The sequence below is a fragment of the Sporosarcina limicola genome, assembly GCF_014873855.1.
GTDB classification, from domain to species: Bacteria; Bacillota; Bacilli; order Bacillales_A; family Planococcaceae; genus Sporosarcina; species Sporosarcina limicola.
In genome coordinates this window covers 66219-89492 of the sequence record NZ_JADBEL010000007.1, presented here as the reverse complement: position 1 = coordinate 89492, position 23274 = coordinate 66219, and the positions used below count along the sequence as shown (strand labels likewise).

Sequence of the window (23274 nt, the reverse complement as noted above, 5' to 3'; positions counted from 1 at the left end):
TATTTTTCAACCGCTATTAATCTATTCACCAATTCCTCTTTCGAAAGCTGCATATACCTCTTTTTGGCGATGGTTATGTCAATAAAAAACGATTAATGGTAGTAAGTACTTTAAATAAGATGTTGCAGAACTCTTATCAATTCTCCCTAAACAACCTTAGTAATAATCTATCAAAGGTAGAAAGGGCTGGTTATCTTTAAATATTAATAGCTGATATTTACTTTTAACATGTTTCGGACAATACACATTTCAATACAATTATTACCCCCTCGAAAAGAACATTCGTTCCACCTTGATGTTTTTCTTCGTAATTGTAAAATGTTTAGCCTTTTAATAAATCTAGGTGAAAAAGTTAGCCGAAATTAAAATGCACACCACTAAAATTCACTTTTAGTAATGTGCAATTTTAATATTGTGTGTAACATTATAAACAAGCTATGATGTAATAAAACATCATGTACAATTACTTGTCTTTAATCTTACAGAGTAGGAAAAATCCTTTTTCTAATTTGAGTCTATACAAATCGTCACTGGGCCATCGTTGACGAGTTCGACAGCCATCATTGCGCCAAAAATACCTGTTTGCACATGTAACCCTTCTTCTTCTAGTCGACGATTGAAGGTCTCCCAAAGCGGTTTTGCCTGTTCGGGCCTGGCCGCATCGATGAAACTTGGCCGCCTTCCCTTTTTCACATCACCGTACAATGTAAACTGAGAGACCGACAGAATAGCTCCGTCTACTTCAAGAATCGAACGGTTCATCTTGCCTTCTGAATCTTCCCATAAACGGAGACCGGCGATTTTCTTTGCAATATAGGCCGCATCCTCTTCCGTATCAGAATGAGTGATACCAACAAGCAGCACGTACCCTTTATCGATTGACCCTGTCACTTCTCCGTCGACGCGAACGGATGCCGGACCCGACCTTTGTAAGACAACCCTCACCCATTACACCTCCCCGTCAATTGATGACTCGTTGCACGGAATAGATATCTCGGATTTGTTTGATCCGATCCACGACCTTATGCAAATGAGCAATATCCGTAATTTTAATCGTCATATGGATACGTGCAATTTTGTCGCGATCCGCTTTGCCGCTCACTGCAATAATCGGCGTCTTGATATCGGCAACGACCATCATTACTTCATTCAGCAGACCATCTCGATCAAAAGCGGAGATTTCAATATCCACCTTAAATTCCTTCTTCGTATTCGATGATCCCGTAGCCCATTCCACATCAATAATTCTGTCGTTATCATTATCATCTGTTAAAATATTAGGACAGTCCGAACGATGGACAGAAACACCCCGACCTTTTGTGATGAACCCGTCAATCTCATCACCTGGAACAGGATTACAGCATTTCGATAACCTAATTAGTAGATTATCAATTCCTTTGACAATGACACCGGATTCGGTCATTTTTTCTGGTTGCGCAGACTTCATATCCGATACGATTTTATCAATCGTATCTTGCTGCTCACGTTCTTTCCGCATTTTTTCCGCTAACCGGTTCACAACCTGCTGCGCTGTGATGCCATTGAATCCAACAGCCGCATACATGTCTTCTTCAGATGTAAAACTAAATTTTTCAATCGTACGTTTAATGTTTTCTTGTGTCAGCACATCTTTCATATCGTATTCCTGTGCCTTCACTTCTTTTTCAATCATTTCACGGCCTTTTAGGATATTTTCATCCCGGAGCTGTTTCTTGAAATGTTGACGAATTTTATTTTTCGCTTGCGATGTGTTCGCGATTTTCAACCAATCACGGCTGGGTCCGAATGATTGTTTCGATGTTAGAATTTCGATGATATCACCCGTAAATAATTCGGCGTCAAGCGGGACCATTTTACCGTTCACTTTTGCACCAATTGTTCGGTTGCCGACTTCAGAATGAACACGATAAGCGAAATCGATTGGGACTGATCCCGCTGGTAATTCCATGACATCTCCATCTGGTGTGAACACGTACACCATGTCCGAGAATAGGTCGAATTTCAAAGATTCCATGAATTCTTCAGCATTCGATGATTCATTTTGAATTTCCAGTATTTCCCTGAACCAGTTCAATTTTGAATCGATATCGCTTGGATTAGCAGTTAATGTCTTTCCTTCTTTATATGCCCAGTGCGCAGCAACTCCGAACTCGGCAATCTTATGCATCTCCTCAGTTCGAATCTGTACTTCGAGTGGATCGCCTGCTGGGCCTACAACAGTCGTATGCAAAGATTGATATAGATTCTGTTTAGGCATTGCAATATAATCCTTGAACCTACCCGGCATCGGTTTCCAAAGCGTATGAATGATTCCTAGAACCGCATAGCAATCTTTGATACTCGGTATGATAATTCGCACAGCGAGCAAATCGTAAATTTCGTTGAATTCTTTCTTTTGAATGACCATCTTCTGGTAGATGGAGTAAAGATGTTTTGGACGACCCGAAAGATCAGCGTCAATTTCCATCTCGCCAATTTCTGTCTTAATCTGTTCCATGACATTTTCCAAATATTTCTCACGTTCGACTCGTTTCCGTTTCATCAGATTGACGATTCGATAATATTGTTGAGGATTCAAATAACGCAATGCAGTATCTTCTAGTTCCCATTTGATGGCTGAAATTCCAAGCCGATGGGCAAGCGGAGCAAAAATTTCCAATGTTTCAGCCGCAACTCGGCGCTGTTTTTCTTCAGGTACATGTTTGAGTGTACGCATATTATGAAGGCGATCCGCCAATTTAATAAGAATAACGCGAATATCCTGCGCCATGGCAATGAACATCTTGCGATGGTTTTCCGCCTGCTTTTCTTCTTTAGATTTATATTTTAGTTTTTCGAGTTTTGTCACGCCATCGACAAGCATCGCAACTTCATCACCAAAATCACGAATGATGTCTTCCCTGCTGACATCCGTATCTTCTACAACGTCATGGAGGAATCCGGCAGCGACTGTCGAAGGATCCATTTGCAACTCGGCTAGAATCCCCGCAACTTGAACCGGATGAAGGATGTACGCCTCACCTGAACTCCTAAATTGTCCCTCATGGGCTAACTTCGCAGCCTCATATGCTTGTTTGACGAACGTAACGTGTTCTTCGTTCATATAAGAAGCAACAAGTGAGAATATGTCTTCCGCCGTCATGTCACGATTTTTCGCCATTTTTTTACCCCTTCCGACCTTTTCCGCAAAAAAAGATAGTATTCCTCTATTGTATGTATAAAGATGCCCACTTGTAAAGAGCTGAGAATAAAGAAAAGCGCAAGGCGCCATCTAGACGCGACCGGCATAAGTTGAATCGGCGAAGCGGCGCACTTTGCCACGTAGCCGATTCCTCTTATAACCCGAGCGACTGGCGCCTGGAGCTGTGAATAGAAAAAACCCCCGCGATTCATGCGGAGGGTCGTATTTCATGTCTAGACTCCAACACCTAGCCTAGGAACATTTGCGCTTTTCTTAGTAGGTAATCAATGCGCGTTTGTTATAACCTTGCAATTTTTCATGGCCGTTCAAATAAGATAGTTCGATGATAAATGCACAGCCTGCAACGATGCCACCGAGCTTTTCAACAAGTTCAATCGTGGCTCCAACTGTACCGCCCGTCGCAAGCAAATCATCAACAATCAGTACACGTTGGCCAGGCTTTATAGCATCTTTATGAATGGTTAACGTATCTTTTCCGTATTCGAGATCGTATTCGACCGAAATGATTTCCCTTGGCAACTTTCCTGGTTTACGGACAGGCGCAAAACCGACTTCAAGTGCATAGGCAACAGGGCATCCGATGATGAATCCCCGCGCTTCAGGACCGACGATAATATCCGTTCCTACTTCTTTCGCAAATTTCACGATTTCATCCGTTGCAAATTTATAAGCTTGACCATTATCCATAATTGTCGAAATATCCTTGAAGCGGATTCCTTCCTTCGGATAGTCCTGTACAATTGTTACATAGTCTTTCAAGTTCATTTCTGTTCCTCCTCGATGACGGTTCCATTACGTACTGTTTCGAACCATTGTTTCAACTCTATATAGGGTGCGTATAGCAGTTTTTTTTCAAGTTCAATCTGACGTTCCCTTTCTTTGTAGGAAGGTGCATCAGAAAGTTCCCGTTTTCCAGCTGTCTCCATGACAGAAGCAAAACCATTTTCTATTCTAACAAATTCGAGCTCAGAAAACACCTTTGACATGAAATAAACCGTGTCTTTCTTCCACCCTTTATGTTTTGTGAGCTGTTCTCCGTTCTTCGCAATGTCAAATGTCCCGCGTTTTTTCAGAAAACTGTAATACCACCCGAATTGATCACGACCTGGAAGACCGTCGAAGTACTTGGATTCGGCTGCATAGAAATGCGCATATATCCGGTGAGAGGCGCTTGTTATAACGAGTTCCTCAAGTTGCGCCACATCATCCGGTATGTCAAGCAGAACGAGATTATCAGCCTGCACAATCGGTGCCTGTCCAAAAAGATTAATTGGTACACCGTTCATCATTGATTGAAAATGGGTTGCCGTCTGTTCGTGAAATGTAACAAACTGTGTACTAACCTGTGGTACCGTTGAGAGCCAGCGCGACGGTTCATGTACCCCACGTAAATCGAATAGCTGCCATTCATCAGACCGAATGTCGCTAATTAACAATTGAGGTTTTTTATTCCCGTTCCACTCATTCACCTGCAAATCACCCACTACGGATAATTTAACACCCGGTGTAAGTTGATCGGCAATATGTCCAAGGCTAAATCCGATGGCATCGAGTGATTGCCCATTCTCCTCCAATTCCAGTTTTAAATGATTTTTTGCCGCCCCGATTTTTCGAATAGTTGCAGCAGAAAGGTCCTCAAGTAGATAGACTGGTTTTTGAAAGTCCATGCCAAATGGACGTAGCAGTTCGAGAGATTCAAGTACCTTGACATCAATTTCCTCAAGCGACAGCAATACATCGATTGTCAATTGTGGCACTAGCATTTCCGTCGTCAGCACTTGCTCAGCTTGTTCATTAAGATTATGACGCAATCCTTCAACATCCGAAATTGCAAGAGACATACCCGCCGCCATCTGATGACCTCCGAAATGCGGGAGCAAGTGGGCATTTTTGGATAGCTCGACAAACATGTCAAACCCCTCAATACTTCTGGCAGAGCCCTTTGCGATCCCCGTTTCAGCATCAATGGATAGAAGGATCGATGGACGATGATATTTTTCGGTAATACGTGAAGCGACAATGCCGATTACACCTGCATTCCAACCTTCTGCTGCAATGACGAAAACGAGTGGAATCTTTTCTCCATACATTTGCGCAATCAGTTCTTCGGTCTCTTTGTTTATAGCAGAGACAATCGCTTGCCTTTCTTTATTCAATGTATCGAGTTCTTTTGCTAATGTCATCGCCAGCGTTAGATCTTCCGTTCGCAGTAAATCAACCGCCGGGGCAGCATCACCCAGACGTCCTGCGGCATTGAGACGGGGACCAATCATAAAACCTATCGATTCCTCCGAGAGTTGCGATTGTTCAGTGCTTGAAATGCGTGCAAGCGCTTGGATGGCCGGACGTTTTGAAATGCGTAAATGCTTGATGCCTTCTTTGACAAAATATCTATTTTCCCCTCGAAGGGGTACAAGATCCGCTACCGTACCGATGGCGACTAACTCTAACAGATCATACGGGATATCCTCAAGTAGCGCGCAGGCAAGTTTGAACGCCACGCCAACACCCGCAAGCTCTCCGAATGGATAATTGCCCGAAGGATGCCGTGGATGCAGAATTGCATCTGCTGGAGGCAACACATCGCCCATTTCGTGGTGGTCTGTAATAACAACCTCCATTCCAAGCGATTTTGCGTAAGTAATTTCATCGACGCCAGAAATACCATTGTCGACAGTGACGATTACCGATGCTCCTTTTTCATAAATCTCAAGGAAGAGTTCCTTATTTGGGCCATAGCCGTGTTCAAAGCGGTTTGGAATGATGAAGAACGCATCTGCCCCTAAACGCTCTAATGCAGTTATTAGAACAGTCACACTTGTTACACCATCGCCGTCATAATCTCCATAGACTGCTATTTTCTTATTCGCACTAATTGCATTTTTAATGATAGAAACCGCATGCTCCATGCCATGCAGTAAATAAGGGTCGTGCATGGACGATGCATCCATATGTAAAAAAGCTTCCGCTTCTTTTAAATCGGTAATCCCTCTTGAAGCAAGTATTTTTGCATGGACCGATGAAAGTCCAAGATTAGTTATTAGAGAATCTACTTGTTCATTATCTGGGTAGTCCATGGTCCATTTTTTCATTGATTCGATCAAAATACTTCACATCCTCATGTTTAGTATAACGGATGGACTCGGATTCTGAAAGTGAAGGATTTGCTGTTTTGTTGTGTGGATTGATTGCTAGTTTAAGAGATTGGTCGCTTGATTCGGAGATCAGTCGTTTCGGTGGCGGAATTGGTCGCTTGATTCGGAGATCAGTCGCTTCGGCGGCGGAATTGGTCGCTTGAGTCGGAGATCAGTCGCTTCGGCGGCGGAATTGGTCGCTTGATTCGGAGATCAGTCGCTTCGGCGGCGGAATTGGTCGCTTGATTCGGAGATCAGTCGCTTCGACGGCGGGATTGGTCGCTTGATTCGGAGATCAGTCGTTTTAGCAGTGCGCCTAAAAATTATCCATAAAAAAAGCACCCTTAGCAGAAATTAATCCGGGAGGGTGCTGGTCTATTACTCTGTACTATTTTTCATGATGTCAACTTTTTCAGTGGCAAGTACTGGTTGCTTTTGCAGTTCCGCAATTTCATTCTGTTGTGTCGCGATTGTCAGTTCTTTTGAAGTGATTTCCTTTTGAAGTTCTTTGATGCGTCGATTAGATTGGAGAGACCTGAACATGGCAAAGAGACCACTAACCGCAGCACCCAGGAGAGCTGAACATAGAATGATAAGGACGAGTGGCCACTGTGCATTGCCAAATACATAATTGACTTGTACCGCATCAACATTGATGACAGCAAAAACAGCGATAATGATGGCAAATAAAAGACCGAATAACAATGTCCATTGAACTTTTATGAAAATTTCCCCTTTCTTTATGAAAAAACAGGATATACCAATGTATACCCTGTTCATCTTAAATATGAAACGGTTTAGACGATAGGTTCGTCTGATCCCCATTGCTTTTTATCTTGATCAACTTTGATAGCGCCCTTATCTTTAATTTCACGTTTTTTCAGATCAAACCAAATTTGAGCTGAAATGAAGATTGAAGAATAGGTTCCTGCAAACAATCCGATTAAAAGTGCAATCGAGAAAGTCTGGATAGATTCTGCGCCGAAAATCATTAATGCTGTGACAACAAGAACGACTGTTAGCACCGTATTTACGGAACGGCCTAGCGTCTGGCGAAGGGACTTGTTGACGATATCTGCAAGTTCAGCTTCATTATCTATACGGCCGCGATGGTTAATATTTTCACGAATACGGTCAAATGTGACGATTGTATCATTGATAGAATACCCGATGATTGTCAGGACTGCCGCAATGAACGTGATGTCAACTTCAAGCCTAAAGATACTGAACAACGCTACCATGAAGAATGCATCATGGAGTAGACCAATGATGGCTGAAGCACCCATTCGCCACTCAAAACGGAATGCAACATAAATGACGATTCCAAGTGCCGCCCAAAGGAGTGCATAAAACGCACTTTTCGCAAGTTCCTTACCGACCGTATCTGAAACGGTCGATATATTCGGTTCAGATCCATATTCAGACTTGAACTCCGTTTTGATTTTGTTTATTTCTTCTTGCTTGAATTCTACTTTATAGCGGATAACTCCAATATTCTTTGTGTCACCTGAAATGACTACATCATTTGACGGATGTCCAATCTTGTCCAGGTATGTTGTAATTTCACCTTTCGTCAAAGCGTCTTTGGAAAGCACCTCAACACGTGTACCACTTGAGAAGTCAATGCCTAGATTTAATTTGAAGATACCAAGCACGATGATACCCGTAATAAGCAACACAGACGAGATGATATAGAAACGCTTGCGCGTATGAACAAAGTCAAAGCGGTCAAATTTCGTTGTAAGTTCAAGTGTTTCCACTTGCTCTTTAGGTGCATGGACCCTGCTTTTCGGAATACCAAACAACCACGTTTTCCCGTCAAGAGTTCCGCTGTTAACAAGCAATCCAAGAAGCATGCGTGATCCCCAAACAGCCGTCAAGAAACTGACGAGAATACTGATGATAAGCATGATTGCAAAGCCTTTAACCGAACTTGACCCAAAAACGAATAGAACAGTCGCTGCAAGAAGTGTCGTGATATTGGCGTCAAGAATTGCAGTGAACGATGATTTCGCCCCTGCCATGAACGCTGTCTTCACGGACTTACCAACTCGTAATTCTTCCCTTACTCGTTCATAGGTCAAGATATTGGCATCGACTGCCATCCCGACTCCGAGCATAAGTGCAGCAATACCTGGTAGCGTCAGCACACCGTTAATGAGCGTGAAGACGAGCAAGATAAGGTAAACATAAACGGATAATGTGACGACTGCCACAAATCCTGGTAAACGGTAATAAACCAACATAAAGACGAAAATAAGGGCGATACCGATAATCCCCGCAAATACTGTCTTGTCAAGTGCCTGTTCACCGAATTGCGCTCCTACCGAAGTCGAGTAGACTTCTTTTAGATGGACAGGTAACGCACCTGCATTTAGGATTCCCTTAAGGTTTTTTGTATCCTCCACACTAAAAGAACCAGATATTTCAACGTTCGATGAATTTATTGGCGCCTTGACTCGTGGATCCGAAATGTATTTTGGATTCGGCTTAGTCATTTCAGCTTTGTATGAATCGACACCTTCTACAAAGTCGAGCCAAATGACAAGGACATTCTCTGGAACTGGTTTACTTGAAATAGCTGTCGTCACTTCACCAAATTTACTTGGGTCTTTCATTTCAAGCGTGACGACAGGGTTGCTGTTCTCCCCGAAGTTTGCTTTCGCTTTCCCTGCTTTCAAATCATTACCGTCAAGAATGATGTTGTCATCCGAATCCCTGAACGTTAAATTTGCCTGAGTGGAAAGTAGGTCACGTGCTGTTTGCTGGTCCTTAACCCCAGCGAGTTGCACACGAATTCGGTTCCCCGACTCAACCTGTATGCTTGGTTCACTAACACCAAGTACGTTGATTCGTCTACCTAACGCCTGTTGTGTATCATTAACAATAGCTTCTGTTATTTTCGGACCATTTTTCAATGGTTCAACCTGATAAAGGACCTCAAACCCACCTTGCAGATCAAGCCCCAGTTTCACATCTTTCATAATCGGATTTACAGTTGTTCCAATCATCGAACCAAGCATGATGAGCAATAACAAGAACGCAATTATCCGTCCTCTTTTTTTCATAATCTTATTTCCCCCTCTTTATATGGAGCGGCACGGCATCTTCCTATGTATGTACTCACAGAAAAGCACAAACGCTTTAGTATATGCGCTGTAGCCTAGACCCAAAAAACACAATATGTCCATTATGAAACATGGACATCCATGTGTCAAATGGACTTACGTTAATCTAGTATAACTTATTTTCTGGATTTCTGTGGTGCAAGTAAAATTTGGAGTTCGTCACTGTTCAAATCGGAAAACCAATCAGAGTTTCGTTGTTCTTCGATTTGTGTGTACGTCATATATTCTGCTGGTGTAATTCGTAGGATTCCATTTACAATTTCATGCACGCTCATCGAACTGATATCTTTTTTACGCCACTTTTTCTGGATACAATAGGCCCAAATTTCCTCTTCGGTTACTGTCGGATAGCCAAATAAATGGAATTCGGTCTTTTTACTCTCAATAGCAGGCAACATATGAGTGAAAATTTTACTGAATTGAATTGACATAATCTCCATTCCTCTCGAGGACACTCATCTCTATGCACATTTCTGTATTCGCTTAGTATATCAAATTATCAATTGACTTGTACTGTTTCACACCAATTTACCCATTTTTCGACATGAAAAATCGCGTAGCTTTACACTCAATCTACCCTGTATGGATTACTATCTTGACCTCCGTAGCACCAATCTAACCTGAATTTCTTGTAAAATAATGGATTATTAATAAAGAATACGCTTTTGCGTCTTTGACTAAGTGTCAAAGTTAGGTTTCCAAGTCCTTTTATGTAAATATATTCATCTCATTTTCACCTTTTTACATATATTATCCATTTAAATGGGTGATATATGTAGAAAGGTGATTGACTAATGATGTTCCTGCTTGTAATCTCTTTGATACAAGAAGATACTGAAATAAGAAGCTTTGTAACGAATATTTCCACTTCGAAAAAGTTAATAAGGGGTTTTGAATTATATGGATGTTATAGCGAATTTTTTTCAAAAAAAGGGAGTAAAACGTATTATTATTTTTAGTTTAATTGTATTACTTCTCTTTAGCATGAGAAGTATGATAGATTTAATTTTGTTTACGTTTATTTTCACATTCCTATTGGACCGACTCGTAGAATTCATGGTCAAGCGTATACAAATAAACCGTAAATTCCTAGTTATCCTGATATATATACTAATTGTGGGACTGTTGACTTTTGGAGCTCTGAAATACTTACCTCTTATCACAATGCAGATTAGTCAACTCGTCAAGCAGATTACGGGATTCTATACACAACCGCACGACAATGTTTTAATTAACTACATAAAAACAATTATTTCTAACAATCAAATTGCCTCATATTTAGATAATGGTTTTTCTTTTCTCTTGAAATCTTTCACTGACATCAGTAAAACAAGCATTCAAGTAATGATAGCTTTGATTTTAAGCTTATTTTTCCTACTCGAAAAACCACGATTAAAAGAATTCACTATCAAGTTTAAAAACAGCAAAGTTGCTCCTTTTTACAACGAGATTGACTACTTTTCCAAAAAATTTACTCGTACGTTTGGAAAAGTGATTGAAGCTCAATTCATCATCGCTATCATCAATACCATCTTGTCAGTAATTGCATTAATGATTTTAGGTTTCCCACAAATAATTGGATTGGCAATTTTGATTTTCTTTTTAGGGCTTATCCCTGTTGCTGGAGTAATTATTTCTCTCATTCCACTTACTTTAATCGCCTTTACGATTGGTGGATTTCTTAAAGTTGTCTATATTGTATTGGCAATCATGATCATTCATGCGATTGAAGCATATATTTTGAATCCAAAGCTAATGTCTTCAAAAACGGATTTACCTGTTTTTTATACGTTTGTAGTCCTTATCTTTTCACAAAATTTCTTTGGTATTTGGGGGCTAATCATCGGAATACCAGTTTTTGTTTTCCTACTTGACGTACTTGAAGTGACGAATAAAAAAACTACAAATTCAGAAGCGATTTCTAAGACTCTGAAACGAAAAAGATAAGGCGTCATGAAGAGATTTCATTATAAGGACAACAAAGAACCGCTAGACACATGTCAAATGTTGCGAATAACGCCGCCACTCCTTAATACAATTCTATTTAAACTTCATGATTAATTCATTTATATTGAAAATGTATAAAAAAGCTAAGCCTAATGCGCCTCTCTCTATGCAGCCTTCATCGTACGGGTTGGCAGGTTTATCAAATTATTCAAGTTGCATGAAAAATCATCATTATAGGAGTTTAATTACAAATAAAAAAAACGAAAAGTACCCTATCCCGACACAATTCATAATTGCGTCGGGATAGGGTACTTTTCACTAAAGATATAATTTTTAAGTAGGCGTTACTTAATTGAAAGAAAACTACCACACTGAACTGAAATTAGAAGGAAAGAAAGTACTTCACGGTTCTATTTTTAGTAGGGTGAAAACGAAGCCATGGATTCGTGCAAATTGCTCAGCACCTTCGACCGTAAGGTGTTCGATATTTTCTGTTTCATTTTCATCATTCGATTTGAGACGTAGATTACGCGATAGGTGATGTCTTTTTACTTTCAATAACAGGTAACATATGAATGAAAATTTTTCTGAATTGAATTGACATCATCTTCATTCCTTTCAGGGACAGTTGTATCCACGTAGATTCCTGCATACGTTTAGTGTATATGAAATGACCGGAATTGAGAAGGAGTTGTTTTTTTAGTGTCTTCATTCATCCGCGGAACAGTCGTCCTCATGGTCGCTGTCTTTATATCTAAACTTTTAGGGTTCGTCTTCCGAATCCAATTTATGCGGATTGCAGGTGAAGAGGCAGTAGGAGTCTACATGACCGCTTACCCCGCTTTCATCTTTTTTCTATCACTCGTCCAACTCGGCGTTCCAATCGCCATCGCCAAGGTGATTGCTGAACTCCAGGTGAAAGGGCAGTCTGCGAAACTATCTTCAGTCATGAAGACTGCTTCGTTCATTACAATTTTGACTGGAATTGTCTTCATCCCAGCCTGTATCATGTTCGTTCCTTACTTGTCGGAGACGTTGCTTGGGAATTCGGCATCGTCCACGACATTGTATGTTGGAATCGCCATCGTTCCGGTCGCTGCAATCGGAGGGCTGATTCGCGGGTATTTTCAGGGGATTACACGGATAGAAGAAACAGCTTGGTCACAAATTATTGAACAGTTTTTCCGTATCATTCTTATTACATGGCTGCTGCCTTATCTGCTCGTGAACGGGAATACCGCAATGAATGCAGCGTATGCCATGGGAATTACGTTTCTTGCAGAGGTGCTTTCCGTTCTTTATTTATTATTCAAATATGGTCAACAGAAAAAGCGAACACCAAAAGAGCAAGAAAAGTCAAAACGTTTCCCACTCGAACCACTTCTTGCGATTGCACTTCCCTCCTCAGGAAGTCGTTTATTTGGCACGTTTACATGGTTTCTAGAACCCATTATCTTTCTACGCGCCCTGTCAATGTCGGGCGTCACTGCAATCGCTGCCACGTCATTATATGGAATTATTTCGGGTGTACTTATTCCGCTACTCCTTTTCCCGGCTTTCATTCCTTACGCGTTATCTGTCGTCCTAGTGCCAGCGGTTAGCGGTGCCGCCGCTTCGAAAAACACGAAAAAATTAAAGGAACGAATCCATTTATCACTTCGATTATCCGCTTTGACCGGGACTTTTGCAGCGGCTGTTTTCTATATCCACGGACAGGCGATGGCTGAATCGCTCTTCCACGTTACTAAGGGAGCATCTTATATGACGTTGCTTGCACCTGTTTTTTTCTTTTATTATATCCAGAGCCCGCTCTACTCCATTTTACAGGCGACAGGGGACGCCAAAGCAGGGATGATGAACTCGGTGTACGGTGGCGTTGCGAAACTCGGTGTGATGTTCATCCTCGCCTCCCAGCCCGGCCTTCAGGAAACAGGTGCGGTTCTTGCGATTGGTTTCGGTGTGCTCATTACATCGTTTCTTCATATCGCGACACTGCGTAAAAACAAATCAACCGATACAGGTTTTACTATTTTTGCATTACCTTATGCCGCTTTCATCATGACGTCCATCATGCGACCCATTTTTATACCGGTCGGTGACTCCGGATTACTAATTGAATGCGCGATTACAACGCTATTCCTGCTTGTCATTCTGATTTTGACAGGTCAGGTAAAGAAAAGCGATTTGTTCCTATTTAGAAGATTGTTGAGCCGTCATTGATGCGCCTCTTTTAGTTGAAATCTAAGTTCACCATTTTCAAACGTGCAATAAAAAATTGTTGAGATGTCCGTTACTCCAAGCATCTGTAGTTCCTGTTTAAGCCAATCATCCGTCTTACCAATGAGGTTGATATGTTTACTTTGAACGACACCATCGGAAACGAGCGAGAGAACCGGTTGGCTAGCATCATGTGTGAAGACGGATAGATTTCCCGAAGGCTCCAAATAGGCGAAAGAAACCTCGTGAACGGAGCCAATCTGTTGCTCGCGGAGTTGTTGGAACAGGTCGTCAAGATTATAACGTTGTTTCCGCATTTCCTTCTCCATAATTATGCCATGTCTGATGATAATCGTCGGTTCACCATCTACAATATCTCTGAACCGTTTGCTTTTCAATGAAAAGAAGGATGACACGAGCTGAATCACAAGCAAAATAAACATGGGGACAATCGATTGAATCAGTTTTTGATCAGGGGAATCAAGTGCAAATGCGGCAACTTCCGCCATGATGACAAAGACGACAATGTCGATAACACCAAGTTCCCCGACTTCACGTTTCCCCATAATCCGTAAGATGATTACAATTAATACGTAAAGAAATACGGTCCGGTAGCCGATGATGAATAAATCATGCACAAAGATCCTCCCCTTTTCCTAGAAGGATGCCCTTGTTGGTTCAATTTGTATACCTGTAATGAATTTAAGAGGAGTACACCGTGGGTGGGATTGGTCGCTTGATTCAAAAATTAGTTGCCATGTTATTTTCAAGAAAAAAAGGCGATGATTTTGACAGAATGTTCTCCGTCAAAATCATCGCCTCTTTACTTTCATTACAATGCTTTAGAATCAGTCACGCGTCCTACTGCTTGTCGATCGAATTGCAGTTTCGTTCCTTCTGCCACTTTAAGAAAAATCGATGACTCGTCTACTGCTTCGATTGTACCGTGAAGTCCACCGATTGTGATGACGTGATCACCGCGCTTCAAGCTTTCTTGCATCGCTCTCGTCGCTTTTTGTTTCTTTTGCGCCGGTCTGATTAGCAAAAACCACATGACTACGAACATTGCTCCGAACAATAAAATCTGCATAGCACTTTGTCCCATTAATTTATCCCCCTTTTTCACTCACGATTCATTATACAAGATTTAAAAGTTTTTTGCATTCGGTTTATTAAATCCGTAGCTTTCAAAAAATTCTTCTCGGAAATCGCCCAGGCAATCTTGGCGAATTGCCTCTCTAACCTGCTCCATTAAATTAAGCAAGAAATGGAGATTATGATACGATGTCAAACGAATTCCAAATGTCTCATCTGCTCTGATTAGATGTCGGATATATGCGCGACTATATGTTTTACATACATGACAGCTACATTTTTCATCGAGCGGACGGAAGTCTCTTTCGAATTTCGCATTTTTGATATTTAGTCGCCCTTCACTCGTCATGAGTGTCCCGTTGCGAGCAATGCGTGTCGGTAACACGCAATCAAACATGTCGATGCCACGGATTGCGCCGTCGATGAGTGAATCGGGTGAACCAACGCCCATCAAGTAACGCGGTTTGTCTTGCGGTAACAGCGGAGTCGTATATTCGAGTACCCGTTTCATAATGTCTTTCGGTTCTCCAACAGACAGACCACCGATTGCGTAGCCTGGGAAATCGAGTGATACAAGATCCTTCGCGCTCTGTTTACGTAATTCCTCAAACTCTCCACCTTGAACGATGCCGAATAGACCCTGATCTTCTGGGCGTGCATGTGCGGCCAGACAACGTTCAGCCCATCTAGACGTCCGTTCGACACTCGATTTCATATACTCATACGTCGCAGGAAAAGGCGGACATTCATCGAAAGCCATCATAATATCCGAACCGAGCGCATTTTGAATTTCCATTGCTTTTTCGGGACTGAGGAACAACTTGCTACCATTCAAATGATGCCTGAAATGGACACCTTCCTCTTCGATTTTCCGGAATTTGCTCAATGAAAATACTTGATAACCACCCGAATCTGTCAAAATCGGCTTGTCCCAGTTCATAAATTTATGTAGCCCGCCCGCTTCCTTTATGATATCTTGACCCGGACGGAGCCATAGGTGATAGGTGTTACTTAGGATGATGCCTGCGCCGACCTCCTTTAGTTCTTCCGGTGACATCGTCTTCACAGTCGCCTGTGTACCAACCGGCATGAACGCTGGCGTCTCGAATGATCCGTGCGGCGTATGAACAATTCCGAGTCGCGCTCCGGTCTGTTTGCATGTTTTGATATGTTCGTATCTGATTGCTACCATTTTTATGATTCCTTCCTCTTGGGCGGTTTAATGAACATTGCATCTCCAAAACTGAAGAAGCGATAGTTTTCTGCGACTGCTGTGTTATATGCGTTAAGAACATGTTCTCGAGTCGAAAGTGCCGAAACGAGCATGATCAAAGTCGATTTAGGTAAATGAAAATTGGTCAAAAGCCCGTCCAGTAGTCTAAATTCGTAACCTGGGAAGATGAAAATTGATGTCCAGCCACTTGAAGGAACAACTTTTCCATTGTTCGCTGCGGCAATCGTTTCAAGTGTTCTTGCCGAAGTCGTCCCAACAGCAATCACTCGTCCACCCTGCGCTTTCGCCTTGTTAATCGCGTCTGCGGATTCTTTGGCCACACTGAAATATTCGGAGTGCATCGTATGTTCTGCAATCGAATCGACACTGACCGGGCGGAATGTGCCAAGCCCAACATGCAGTGTAATGAATTCAATTCCGACGCCTTTCGCCCGGAGTTCCTGAAATATTTCATCCGTAAAATGAAGACCGGCAGTTGGAGCAGCGGCGGAGCCACGTTCTTTCGCAAAAACGGTCTGGTAACGCGTTTGGTCATCTAGTGTTTCCGTAATATAAGGCGGTAACGGCATTTGTCCAAGTGCATCGAGGATTTCATAGAAAACCCCTACATAAATAAATTTAAACGTACGGCCACCTTGTTCTAAAATGCCGGTACATTCGGCTTGCAGCTGCCCGTCTCCAAATGTAACAATTGTTCCAAGCTTCACCCGTTTTGAAGGTTTTACAAGCGTTTCCCACTCATCATTGCCCGTTTCCTTTAGAAGAAGAACTTCGATTGTCGCACCCGTCTCCTCTTTCACACCCATCAGACGAGCTGGGAGGACACGTGTATCGTTTAGGACAAGGACATCTCCTTGCTGCAATTCATTAAAAAGATCCCGGAAATGACGATGTTCCACTTCCCCAGTTACTTTGTCGAGCACCATGAGCCGACTGGCGGTACGGTCTTTAAGCGGAGTTTGTGCAATAAGTCGTTCAGGTAAGTCAAAATCAAAATCATTTACTTCCATTTTTATAAGGTCTCCCTTTACTTTTGAGTTAATGGTCGTTGTGTTCGGGAAATACATAGCCGAAATGATCATAAGCAAGTCGTGTCGCAACTCGTCCACGCGGGGTTCGTTGAATAAAACCGATTTGCAATAAATATGGTTCGTAGACATCCTCAATCGTCACCGATTCCTCACCAATGCTTGCGGATATCGTCTCAACACCGACAGGACCACCACGGAAACGTTCAATCATTCCTGTAAGCAGTTTATGGTCAATATGATCCAGTCCATGAGAATCTACCTGCAGCATCTCCAGCGCTTCATTCGCCATCTGGATTGTAATGTTGCCGTCCCCTCTCACTTGTGCATAATCACGTACTCGTCGTAATAGACGGTTCGCGATTCGCGGAGTGCCGCGAGAACGCCGAGCGATTTCCATTGCCGCCTGTTCAACAATTGACACATCAAACAGTCCCGCACTACGAACGACAATTTCCTGAAGCGGCTCCACTTCGTAATATTCGAGACGAAGTGGCACACCAAATCTGTCTCGTAAAGGCGCGGACAATGCACCGGCTCGGGTCGTTGCTCCGATGAGTGTAAAAGGTGGCAAGTCGAGCCGAATAGACCTTGCAGACGGGCCTTTTCCTACTACGATATCAAGGCAAAAGTCTTCCATTGCCGGATAAAGAACTTCTTCGATTGCACGATTCAATCTGTGAATCTCATCGATGAATAACACATCTCCTGGTTCAAGTGAAGAGACAACTGCGGCAAGGTCACCAGGGCGCTCAATTGCCGGCCCACTCGTCATTCGTACGTTCACTTCCATCTCATTGGCGATGACTGTTGCGAGTGTCGTTTTCCCGAGACCAGGCGGCCCATACAACAGGACATGATCCAAACTTTCTTTACGGCCCTTCGCTGCTTCTATGAATATGCTTAGATTATCTTTCACTTTCTCCTGACCGATATACTGGCTTAGGAATTGTGGCCTGAGTGATTGTTCAAATCGTTCATCAAAATCCGATACTTCACTCGAAATGACACGCTCTTCCATCGTCCGCCTCCTTTCTGACATCTACATCGATCATTACTGTTTCAATAATAACCGGAGTGCCAATTTCATATATCCTTCTGTGTCAAGCTCTTCTTTTTCCAATTCTGGTTTCACTTTTGTCAATTCACGCTGTGAGTAGCCAAGTGCCTGAAGCGCTAGGAGTGCTTCATCTAGTGCACCATTTTCCACCATCGTAGGCAGTGTAATGTCTTCATCCTGCAAATCGATTTCGCTGAATAAATCATGTAGTTTCCCTTTCAAATCCAAGATCATTTGGCGAGCTGTCTTTTTGCCCACGCCTGGAAATTGAACAAGGAACGTTTCATCTTCACGTTCAATCGCGCCAATCACCTGAGATGGAATGCCACTCGCGAGGATGGCCAAAGCCCCCTTCGGACCAATGCCTGACACGGTGATAAGTTTTTTGAAGAGTTCCCGCTGTTCAAGTGTCTTGAAACCAAGTAGCATCTGGATATCTTCTCGTACATGCAAGTGAGTGAACACCTGTTGAATGTCTTCCGTTTTATGAAATGCATATGGATTCGGTGTTAGGATAAGCCAGCCAATTCCGCCTTGTTCGAGTGTGATGTATTCTGGCGTCACGCGTGTAATCTGCCCTTTTATGTAGTCGTACAAGAAATTCTCCCCCTACCCTAATGGTCAAAGTCGATTATACCATACGAACGCACTTTCTTCCTTTATAGAAGTTTTAGCTGTTCATTCGCGGGAGTAATGGTTTGTGGTTATCACCGCCTTGGACTTGGTTATCACCGCCTTGGACTTGGTTATCACCGCCTTGCCATAATCCATCACTTCCGACGCAGAAAAAAATGGCCGCTTTGTCGGCGGCCACTGGTCACTTACTTGCGTTATGATAGCTGTCCTGAGCGTCATTAATCGTCTTCAAACACTTCGAGCATCTTCTTGAACATCTCGACGTTGTCTCCGTAAGTTCCATATACATCGATGGAATCATCTCGATTTCAGCTGAAACAAATTCGATTCCTCTAGCTTCGAGCGCCGCCATGATGACCTAATCTTCGTCAGCGTATCTTAAATACCTTTACGATTTTGAATGTTTTCCCACTTGGAATGGCCAGCCACGACCTTACCCTATATGTTATTCCGTCCTACATCATACCATAATTTCGGCCAATGTGAGAGTGCGGATTTTGTGAAAGGGATTAGTTGTTTCACCTGTCTCTCCCTACCCGAGGGTGACAATGTAAAGAGATGGAGCCATTCACGAAGCAATTCATTCGGAAAAAGGAGCAATGTCTTTGATGCGTGATCCAACTCTCGCAATGAAGGCTGTTCATCCAATAAAAAATCGATGTCGTAGTCGATATGAGGTAATACACGGTGAATCCATAATGCGATTTCGGTGTCTGCAGGTCCAGTACAGGCCAGATCAAAATCGATGAAGCGAATGATGCCGTCTTGGTCTCGGAGAATATTATGGTGGACTATGTCACCATGAAGCAAAGTGTCCTCCGTTGTATCTGCGTCATTTCTTTTTACAATACTAAACGCGTTTAAAGCATAATAAAGGATTTCATCAACATGGCCTTTTCCGATATACGCCTCACATGCTCCGCTAATTTCACGGAAACGACGAATCCGATCCTCCCATTTCGCAATGAGGGGGTACGGATGCAAGTACGTCGAGGCGTGCCAATCAATATGTGATGCTGTTTCATGGAGCGTCTGAAGAGCCGATAGCGAGTCTGTTCGATCTGCCCTCTTCTTAAAGTTGACTGCTTTCGCACCGTCCACCCAGGGTTGAATAAACGCCAGCTGCCTCTCTTCAGACATCACTGGTACGATATGTGGGAAATCGATGGAATGCAAGGTATCATGAATACGATGCACTTTCAAAGCGGTCGAAATGGAATAATACCTTTTCACTGAAAAATGTTTACCTTCCTTCTCCATCTTCCACACATTGTCTTTGATTTTTTCTAATTTCCCATCCGGTACCATACGCTGCTCAATCTGCTCCGTACCCGTGGAATCCCTGATTAGACATCGGCATCATTTGATAAGGAGTAGGCTGCATCGGTACATTGCAATGGCATGGGTGACCCCAATGCATTGGCATCATTGGATGTTGTCCGCCGCACCCACAAAAATGATAAAATGCAGGGAAATGCATCATCGAATGACCTGTCTGCATAGGGCCCCATCCGCCTTGCATAGCGGGCGAAACAACTTGCGGGATATAGCCTTGTTCAGGTGAACAAATTGGTGGAGATTGCATACACATGGCTGGCGATTCCATGTCTGTCATGTCTGCCATGCCTGCCATTTCTGTCATGTTTGGCGATTCAAGCAGTTGCCAGCCGTCTGGCATTTGATTGTATGACGGTTGTATTGCTGGACCTTGACTTGAGAAGATGGGTGACTCTTCAGATTCCATCTCAAAGATTGGACGTTGCGGTGCTGGCATTGGTGGTGACATCTGCGGCATTGGTGGTGGCATTGGCATCGGCATTGGCATTGGCGCTTGTTGTTCAGCAGCTTGGACTGCCGGGACGGCTTGGATTTGACCCGAATGTACGAATGGAAAACAATCCGCATCGTATATCGGCATCCATCCACATGGAATTCCGATAATCGGCTGGATACAAGGAGACATCGGGAACGTTTGCACCGGTGATTGTACTGGCATCGGAGGCGGCATTGGTATCGGCGTTGATGGCATTGGCATTGGTGGAACCGGTGCTGGTGTCGGCGGTATCGGCGCTGGTGGCGTTGGTATTGGTATTGGTGGAACCGGTACTGGTGGTGTTGGTCGTACTGGCGGCGGATGTACTGGGTGTACTGGTGGCGTCGGCGGAGTCGGTTTTACAGGCACTGGTGGCGTCGGTCTAACCGGTTCCTTCCCCTTCTCCGGACCTTTTATAGGACTTTTACCAGGAACTTTTGCACCATGGCTCCCTTGGTGTTTTTCAGGCAAAAATATTTTCATCCCAGGCACAATGTAATCTGGATTAGCAAGATGCGCGTTCACCCGCTTCAATTCTTCGAACGGGATGCCGTGTTGCCGCGCTATTTTCCACAACGTATCCCCTTTTACAACAATATGGACTTTCACTTTTAAAAATTCCTCCTTCCATCAATCCATCGTATGAATAGACACCCGCCTTTGTGAAGAGAATTTCATACGGAACTTCCCCTCTTCCCATGTATATTGCGGAGCAGGTCATTATATACATGAGAAAAACGCAGTTGCTGATTTTTAGGTGTGTGGATTGGTCGCTTGATTCAAATATTAGTCGCTTCGACGCACGGATTGGTCGCTTGATTCAAATATTAGTCGCTTCGACGCGCGAATTGGTCGCTTGATTTAAATATCAGTCGCTTCGACGCGCGAATTGGTCGCTTGATTCAAATATCAGTCGCTTCGACGCGCGAATTGGTCGCTTGATTCAAATATCAGTCGCTTCGACGCGCGAATTGGTCGCTTGATTCAAATATCAGTCGCTTCGACGCGCGAATCGGTTGCTTGATTCAAATATCAGTCGCTTGATTCGAAGATTAGTCGCTTCGACAGCGGGATTGATTGCTTGCGCGCGTTCTCTGGGGGTTCAGGTTCATCCTAGTAAAAAGCCGCTACAGTCATTAGGAATGACGTAACGGCTGTTGTTCATATGTATAATAAGATCCGAATGATCGAGCAGTACAATTTAATGCAGCGAGTTCTTCCATCGCCCCTTTCATCATCGGGTGCTCTTCAGATTCTAGTACATCGATAATGAAAAAATAATTGCCTAGACCGGTTTTCAATGGCCTTGATTCGATTTTACTTAAATTTAGTCTGCGCCATGAGAAAACAGATAAAATCTGGTGCAGCATTCCGGAACGGTCATCTTCAGGTAGTTTCACCATCAACGTCGTTTTAATAGAAGCTGAATGCCCTTTATACACCAGTTTTTCTTTCCGTAAAGATAGGACGACAAATCTTGTGTGGTTGAAATGGAAATCGTGAATATTTTCATCAGCTAGATGCAATCCATATTTTACTGCCGCCATCTTATTTCCAATTGCCGCAATTTTTTCATCTGGATTTTCAGAAACATATTTCGCGGCAGCCGCTGTCGATGTTGTCTGCATGAGCGGGACGCGACGAAAACGATATTGCAAGTACTTGTGACACTGTGCAAGTGCATGTGGATGAGAATGAACAGACTCGATTTCATCGACAAAATCTGCTTGTTTTTCATTGACCATTAGATGCTGTTCGATTGGCGTTGCAATTTCGGCGTTGATGAATAATTCGCTGCCATGAAACAGATAATCGATTGTCATTGGAACAGAACCTTCCAACGCATTTTCAAGTGGGACGACCGCATAAGCGACATGACCGGCCACCACAGCCTCGATGCAATCCGGGATTGTTGGGTATGGCATAAGTCCAGCCCCCCCGAAAAGATGGTTTGCCGCAACATGCGTGAACGATGCTTCTGGTCCTAGATAAGCGACAGTTGGTGTGAATTTTTCATTTTTCATACGATAATACTCCCTTCAAAGTGCTCCTGAACTGACTAAAACAACTGACTCGACAAAGTCAGGCGATTTCAGTCGTTGCAGGAATTCCTCCATTTTTATCTTCATTTCTGTTACATCCAGTGATAATGTTATGTTCGCACGTGCTTGAACAGGAATCGTCTGGTGGATTGTCAGTACATTACATTTCGTCTCCGAAATAATCTGCAGCAATGTCGCAAGTGAGCCTTTTCGATCCTCCAACTGAATGAAAATCGTGAGGATTCGTTCTCTTGCGATCGATTCAAACGGGAAAACAGTATCCCGATATTTGTAAAATGCGCTACGGGATAGACCAACCCTTTTTGTGGCGTCTTGAATCGTCGATTCCTCTCCACTCGCCAAGAGCCGCTTCGCCTCAAGCATTTTCTGCATCGATTCTGTTAGTACATCTTCCCTTATTAAGAAAAATTGCCCTTCCCCCAACTGTTTCATAGAATGACTCCCTTCTTGCACAATGCTGGTTTTATCCCTATCTTTTATTCAGAAATAAGAAAGTATACGTTTTTATCTCTGTCTAGGCTCCGGGCACCAGACACTTGGGTCATAAGTCGTCCGAGGAGGAATTAAATTGTATCCCTCCTGTATGCAGCAAAGTACGCTGCGTTGCTAGACCAACTTATTCCTATAGCGTCTAGACAGCGCTTGTCGGGGCTGAACAGGCGCTTGCGCTTTTCTTTATTGTCTAGCTACAGCGCCTAGCCCCTCGAGTCGCGTAAA

The 23274-nt window shown here is 43.1% G+C and carries 22 protein-coding genes; 4 read left to right on the top strand and 18 right to left on the bottom strand.

Features of this window, described 5'->3' with window-relative positions; translation table 11 throughout:
• Positions 1-504 precede the first annotated feature (504 nt).
• From dtd to recJ, 4 genes are all read right to left on the bottom strand, one after another.
• Positions 505-945, bottom strand: a complete 441-nt coding sequence (gene dtd, locus H4683_RS08280) for a D-aminoacyl-tRNA deacylase (protein WP_192598383.1) — start codon at positions 943-945, stop codon at positions 505-507.
• A 16-nt stretch (positions 946-961) separates the two neighbouring features.
• The gene (locus tag H4683_RS08275; protein WP_192598382.1) at positions 962-3160 is read right to left on the bottom strand and encodes a RelA/SpoT family protein; all 2199 of its coding nucleotides are present in this window, start codon (positions 3158-3160) and stop codon (positions 962-964) included.
• Positions 3161-3454: 294 nt separating this feature from the next.
• A complete protein-coding gene (locus H4683_RS08270) occupies positions 3455-3967 on the bottom strand; it encodes an adenine phosphoribosyltransferase (RefSeq protein WP_192598381.1) in 513 nt (170 codons plus the stop codon).
• Positions 3964-6306 carry a single-stranded-DNA-specific exonuclease RecJ gene (gene recJ / locus H4683_RS08265; RefSeq protein ID WP_192598380.1) on the bottom strand — a complete coding sequence of 781 codons (2343 nt, stop codon included), beginning with the start codon at positions 6304-6306 and terminating at the stop codon, positions 3964-3966. Before recJ ends, H4683_RS08270 begins: the two co-directional genes overlap by 4 nt.
• 32 nt (positions 6307-6338) lie before the next feature.
• Between recJ and H4683_RS08260 the strand changes: the two genes are divergently transcribed.
• Positions 6339-6500 carry a hypothetical protein gene (locus H4683_RS08260; RefSeq protein WP_192598379.1) on the top strand — a complete coding sequence of 54 codons (162 nt, stop codon included), beginning with the start codon at positions 6339-6341 and terminating at the stop codon, positions 6498-6500.
• Between the two features lie 214 nt (positions 6501-6714).
• On the opposite strand, the gene H4683_RS08255 is transcribed toward H4683_RS08260, so the two are convergent.
• From H4683_RS08255 to H4683_RS08245, 3 genes are all read right to left on the bottom strand, one after another.
• Positions 6715-7161, bottom strand: coding sequence for a LapA family protein (locus H4683_RS08255; protein WP_338062428.1), 447 nt, complete (start codon positions 7159-7161; stop codon positions 6715-6717).
• A complete protein-coding gene (gene secDF, locus H4683_RS08250; protein ID WP_192598378.1) occupies positions 7134-9404 on the bottom strand; it encodes a protein translocase subunit SecDF in 2271 nt (756 codons plus the stop codon). Before secDF ends, H4683_RS08255 begins: the two co-directional genes overlap by 28 nt.
• Before the next feature lie 176 nt (positions 9405-9580).
• A complete protein-coding gene (locus H4683_RS08245) occupies positions 9581-9895 on the bottom strand; it encodes a post-transcriptional regulator (protein WP_192598377.1) in 315 nt (104 codons plus the stop codon).
• 469 nt (positions 9896-10364) lie between these two features.
• Here H4683_RS08245 and H4683_RS08240 point away from each other — a divergent pair, with 469 nt between their 5' ends.
• On the top strand, positions 10365-11411 hold the full coding sequence (locus H4683_RS08240; RefSeq protein ID WP_192598376.1) for an AI-2E family transporter: 1047 nt from the start codon (positions 10365-10367) through the stop codon (positions 11409-11411).
• A gap of 702 nt (positions 11412-12113) precedes the next feature.
• The gene (locus H4683_RS08235; protein WP_192598375.1) at positions 12114-13631 is read left to right on the top strand and encodes an oligosaccharide flippase family protein; all 1518 of its coding nucleotides are present in this window, start codon (positions 12114-12116) and stop codon (positions 13629-13631) included.
• Here H4683_RS08235 and H4683_RS08230 read toward each other — a convergent pair.
• The 9 genes from H4683_RS08230 to H4683_RS21905 all read right to left on the bottom strand — a co-directional run bounded on the left by H4683_RS08230 (position 13625) and on the right by H4683_RS21905 (position 21103).
• Positions 13625-14266, bottom strand: coding sequence for a YetF domain-containing protein (locus H4683_RS08230; protein WP_192598374.1), 642 nt, complete (start codon positions 14264-14266; stop codon positions 13625-13627). The genes H4683_RS08235 and H4683_RS08230 overlap by 7 nt on opposite strands.
• A gap of 194 nt (positions 14267-14460) precedes the next feature.
• Positions 14461-14733: a preprotein translocase subunit YajC gene (gene yajC / locus H4683_RS08225; protein ID WP_225941978.1), complete on the bottom strand. Its 273-nt coding sequence runs from the start codon at positions 14731-14733 to the stop codon at positions 14461-14463.
• Between the two features lie 42 nt (positions 14734-14775).
• Entirely contained in the window at positions 14776-15915 is a 1140-nt protein-coding gene (gene tgt / locus H4683_RS08220; protein WP_192598373.1) for a tRNA guanosine(34) transglycosylase Tgt, read from the bottom strand.
• Positions 15916-15917: 2 nt separating this feature from the next.
• Positions 15918-16967 (bottom strand): tRNA preQ1(34) S-adenosylmethionine ribosyltransferase-isomerase QueA, encoded by a 1050-nt coding sequence (gene queA, locus H4683_RS08215; RefSeq protein WP_192598372.1) that lies wholly within the window; start codon positions 16965-16967, stop codon positions 15918-15920.
• A 28-nt stretch (positions 16968-16995) separates the two neighbouring features.
• Positions 16996-18006: a Holliday junction branch migration DNA helicase RuvB gene (ruvB, locus tag H4683_RS08210; RefSeq protein ID WP_192598371.1), complete on the bottom strand. Its 1011-nt coding sequence runs from the start codon at positions 18004-18006 to the stop codon at positions 16996-16998.
• A gap of 33 nt (positions 18007-18039) precedes the next feature.
• Positions 18040-18642: a Holliday junction branch migration protein RuvA gene (gene ruvA / locus H4683_RS08205; protein WP_192598370.1), complete on the bottom strand. Its 603-nt coding sequence runs from the start codon at positions 18640-18642 to the stop codon at positions 18040-18042.
• Positions 18643-18862: 220 nt separating this feature from the next.
• On the bottom strand, positions 18863-19033 hold the full coding sequence (locus H4683_RS21330; RefSeq protein ID WP_225941977.1) for a hypothetical protein: 171 nt from the start codon (positions 19031-19033) through the stop codon (positions 18863-18865).
• Positions 19034-19119: 86 nt separating this feature from the next.
• Complete coding sequence (locus H4683_RS08200) at positions 19120-19989, bottom strand: phosphotransferase (protein ID WP_192598369.1); 870 nt, start codon at positions 19987-19989, stop codon at positions 19120-19122.
• A gap of 7 nt (positions 19990-19996) precedes the next feature.
• Positions 19997-21103, bottom strand: a complete 1107-nt coding sequence (locus tag H4683_RS21905) for a LysM peptidoglycan-binding domain-containing protein (protein ID WP_192598368.1) — start codon at positions 21101-21103, stop codon at positions 19997-19999.
• A 119-nt stretch (positions 21104-21222) separates the two neighbouring features.
• On the opposite strand from H4683_RS21905, the gene H4683_RS21900 reads away from it, so the two are divergent.
• A complete protein-coding gene (locus tag H4683_RS21900) occupies positions 21223-21354 on the top strand; it encodes a hypothetical protein (RefSeq protein ID WP_275403071.1) in 132 nt (43 codons plus the stop codon).
• A gap of 276 nt (positions 21355-21630) precedes the next feature.
• On the opposite strand, the gene pheA is transcribed toward H4683_RS21900, so the two are convergent.
• Positions 21631-22518, bottom strand: coding sequence for a prephenate dehydratase (gene pheA, locus H4683_RS08190; RefSeq protein ID WP_192598367.1), 888 nt, complete (start codon positions 22516-22518; stop codon positions 21631-21633).
• Positions 22519-22533: 15 nt separating this feature from the next.
• Entirely contained in the window at positions 22534-22989 is a 456-nt protein-coding gene (locus H4683_RS08185) for an ACT domain-containing protein (protein WP_192598366.1), read from the bottom strand.
• Positions 22990-23274: the final 285 nt, after the last annotated feature.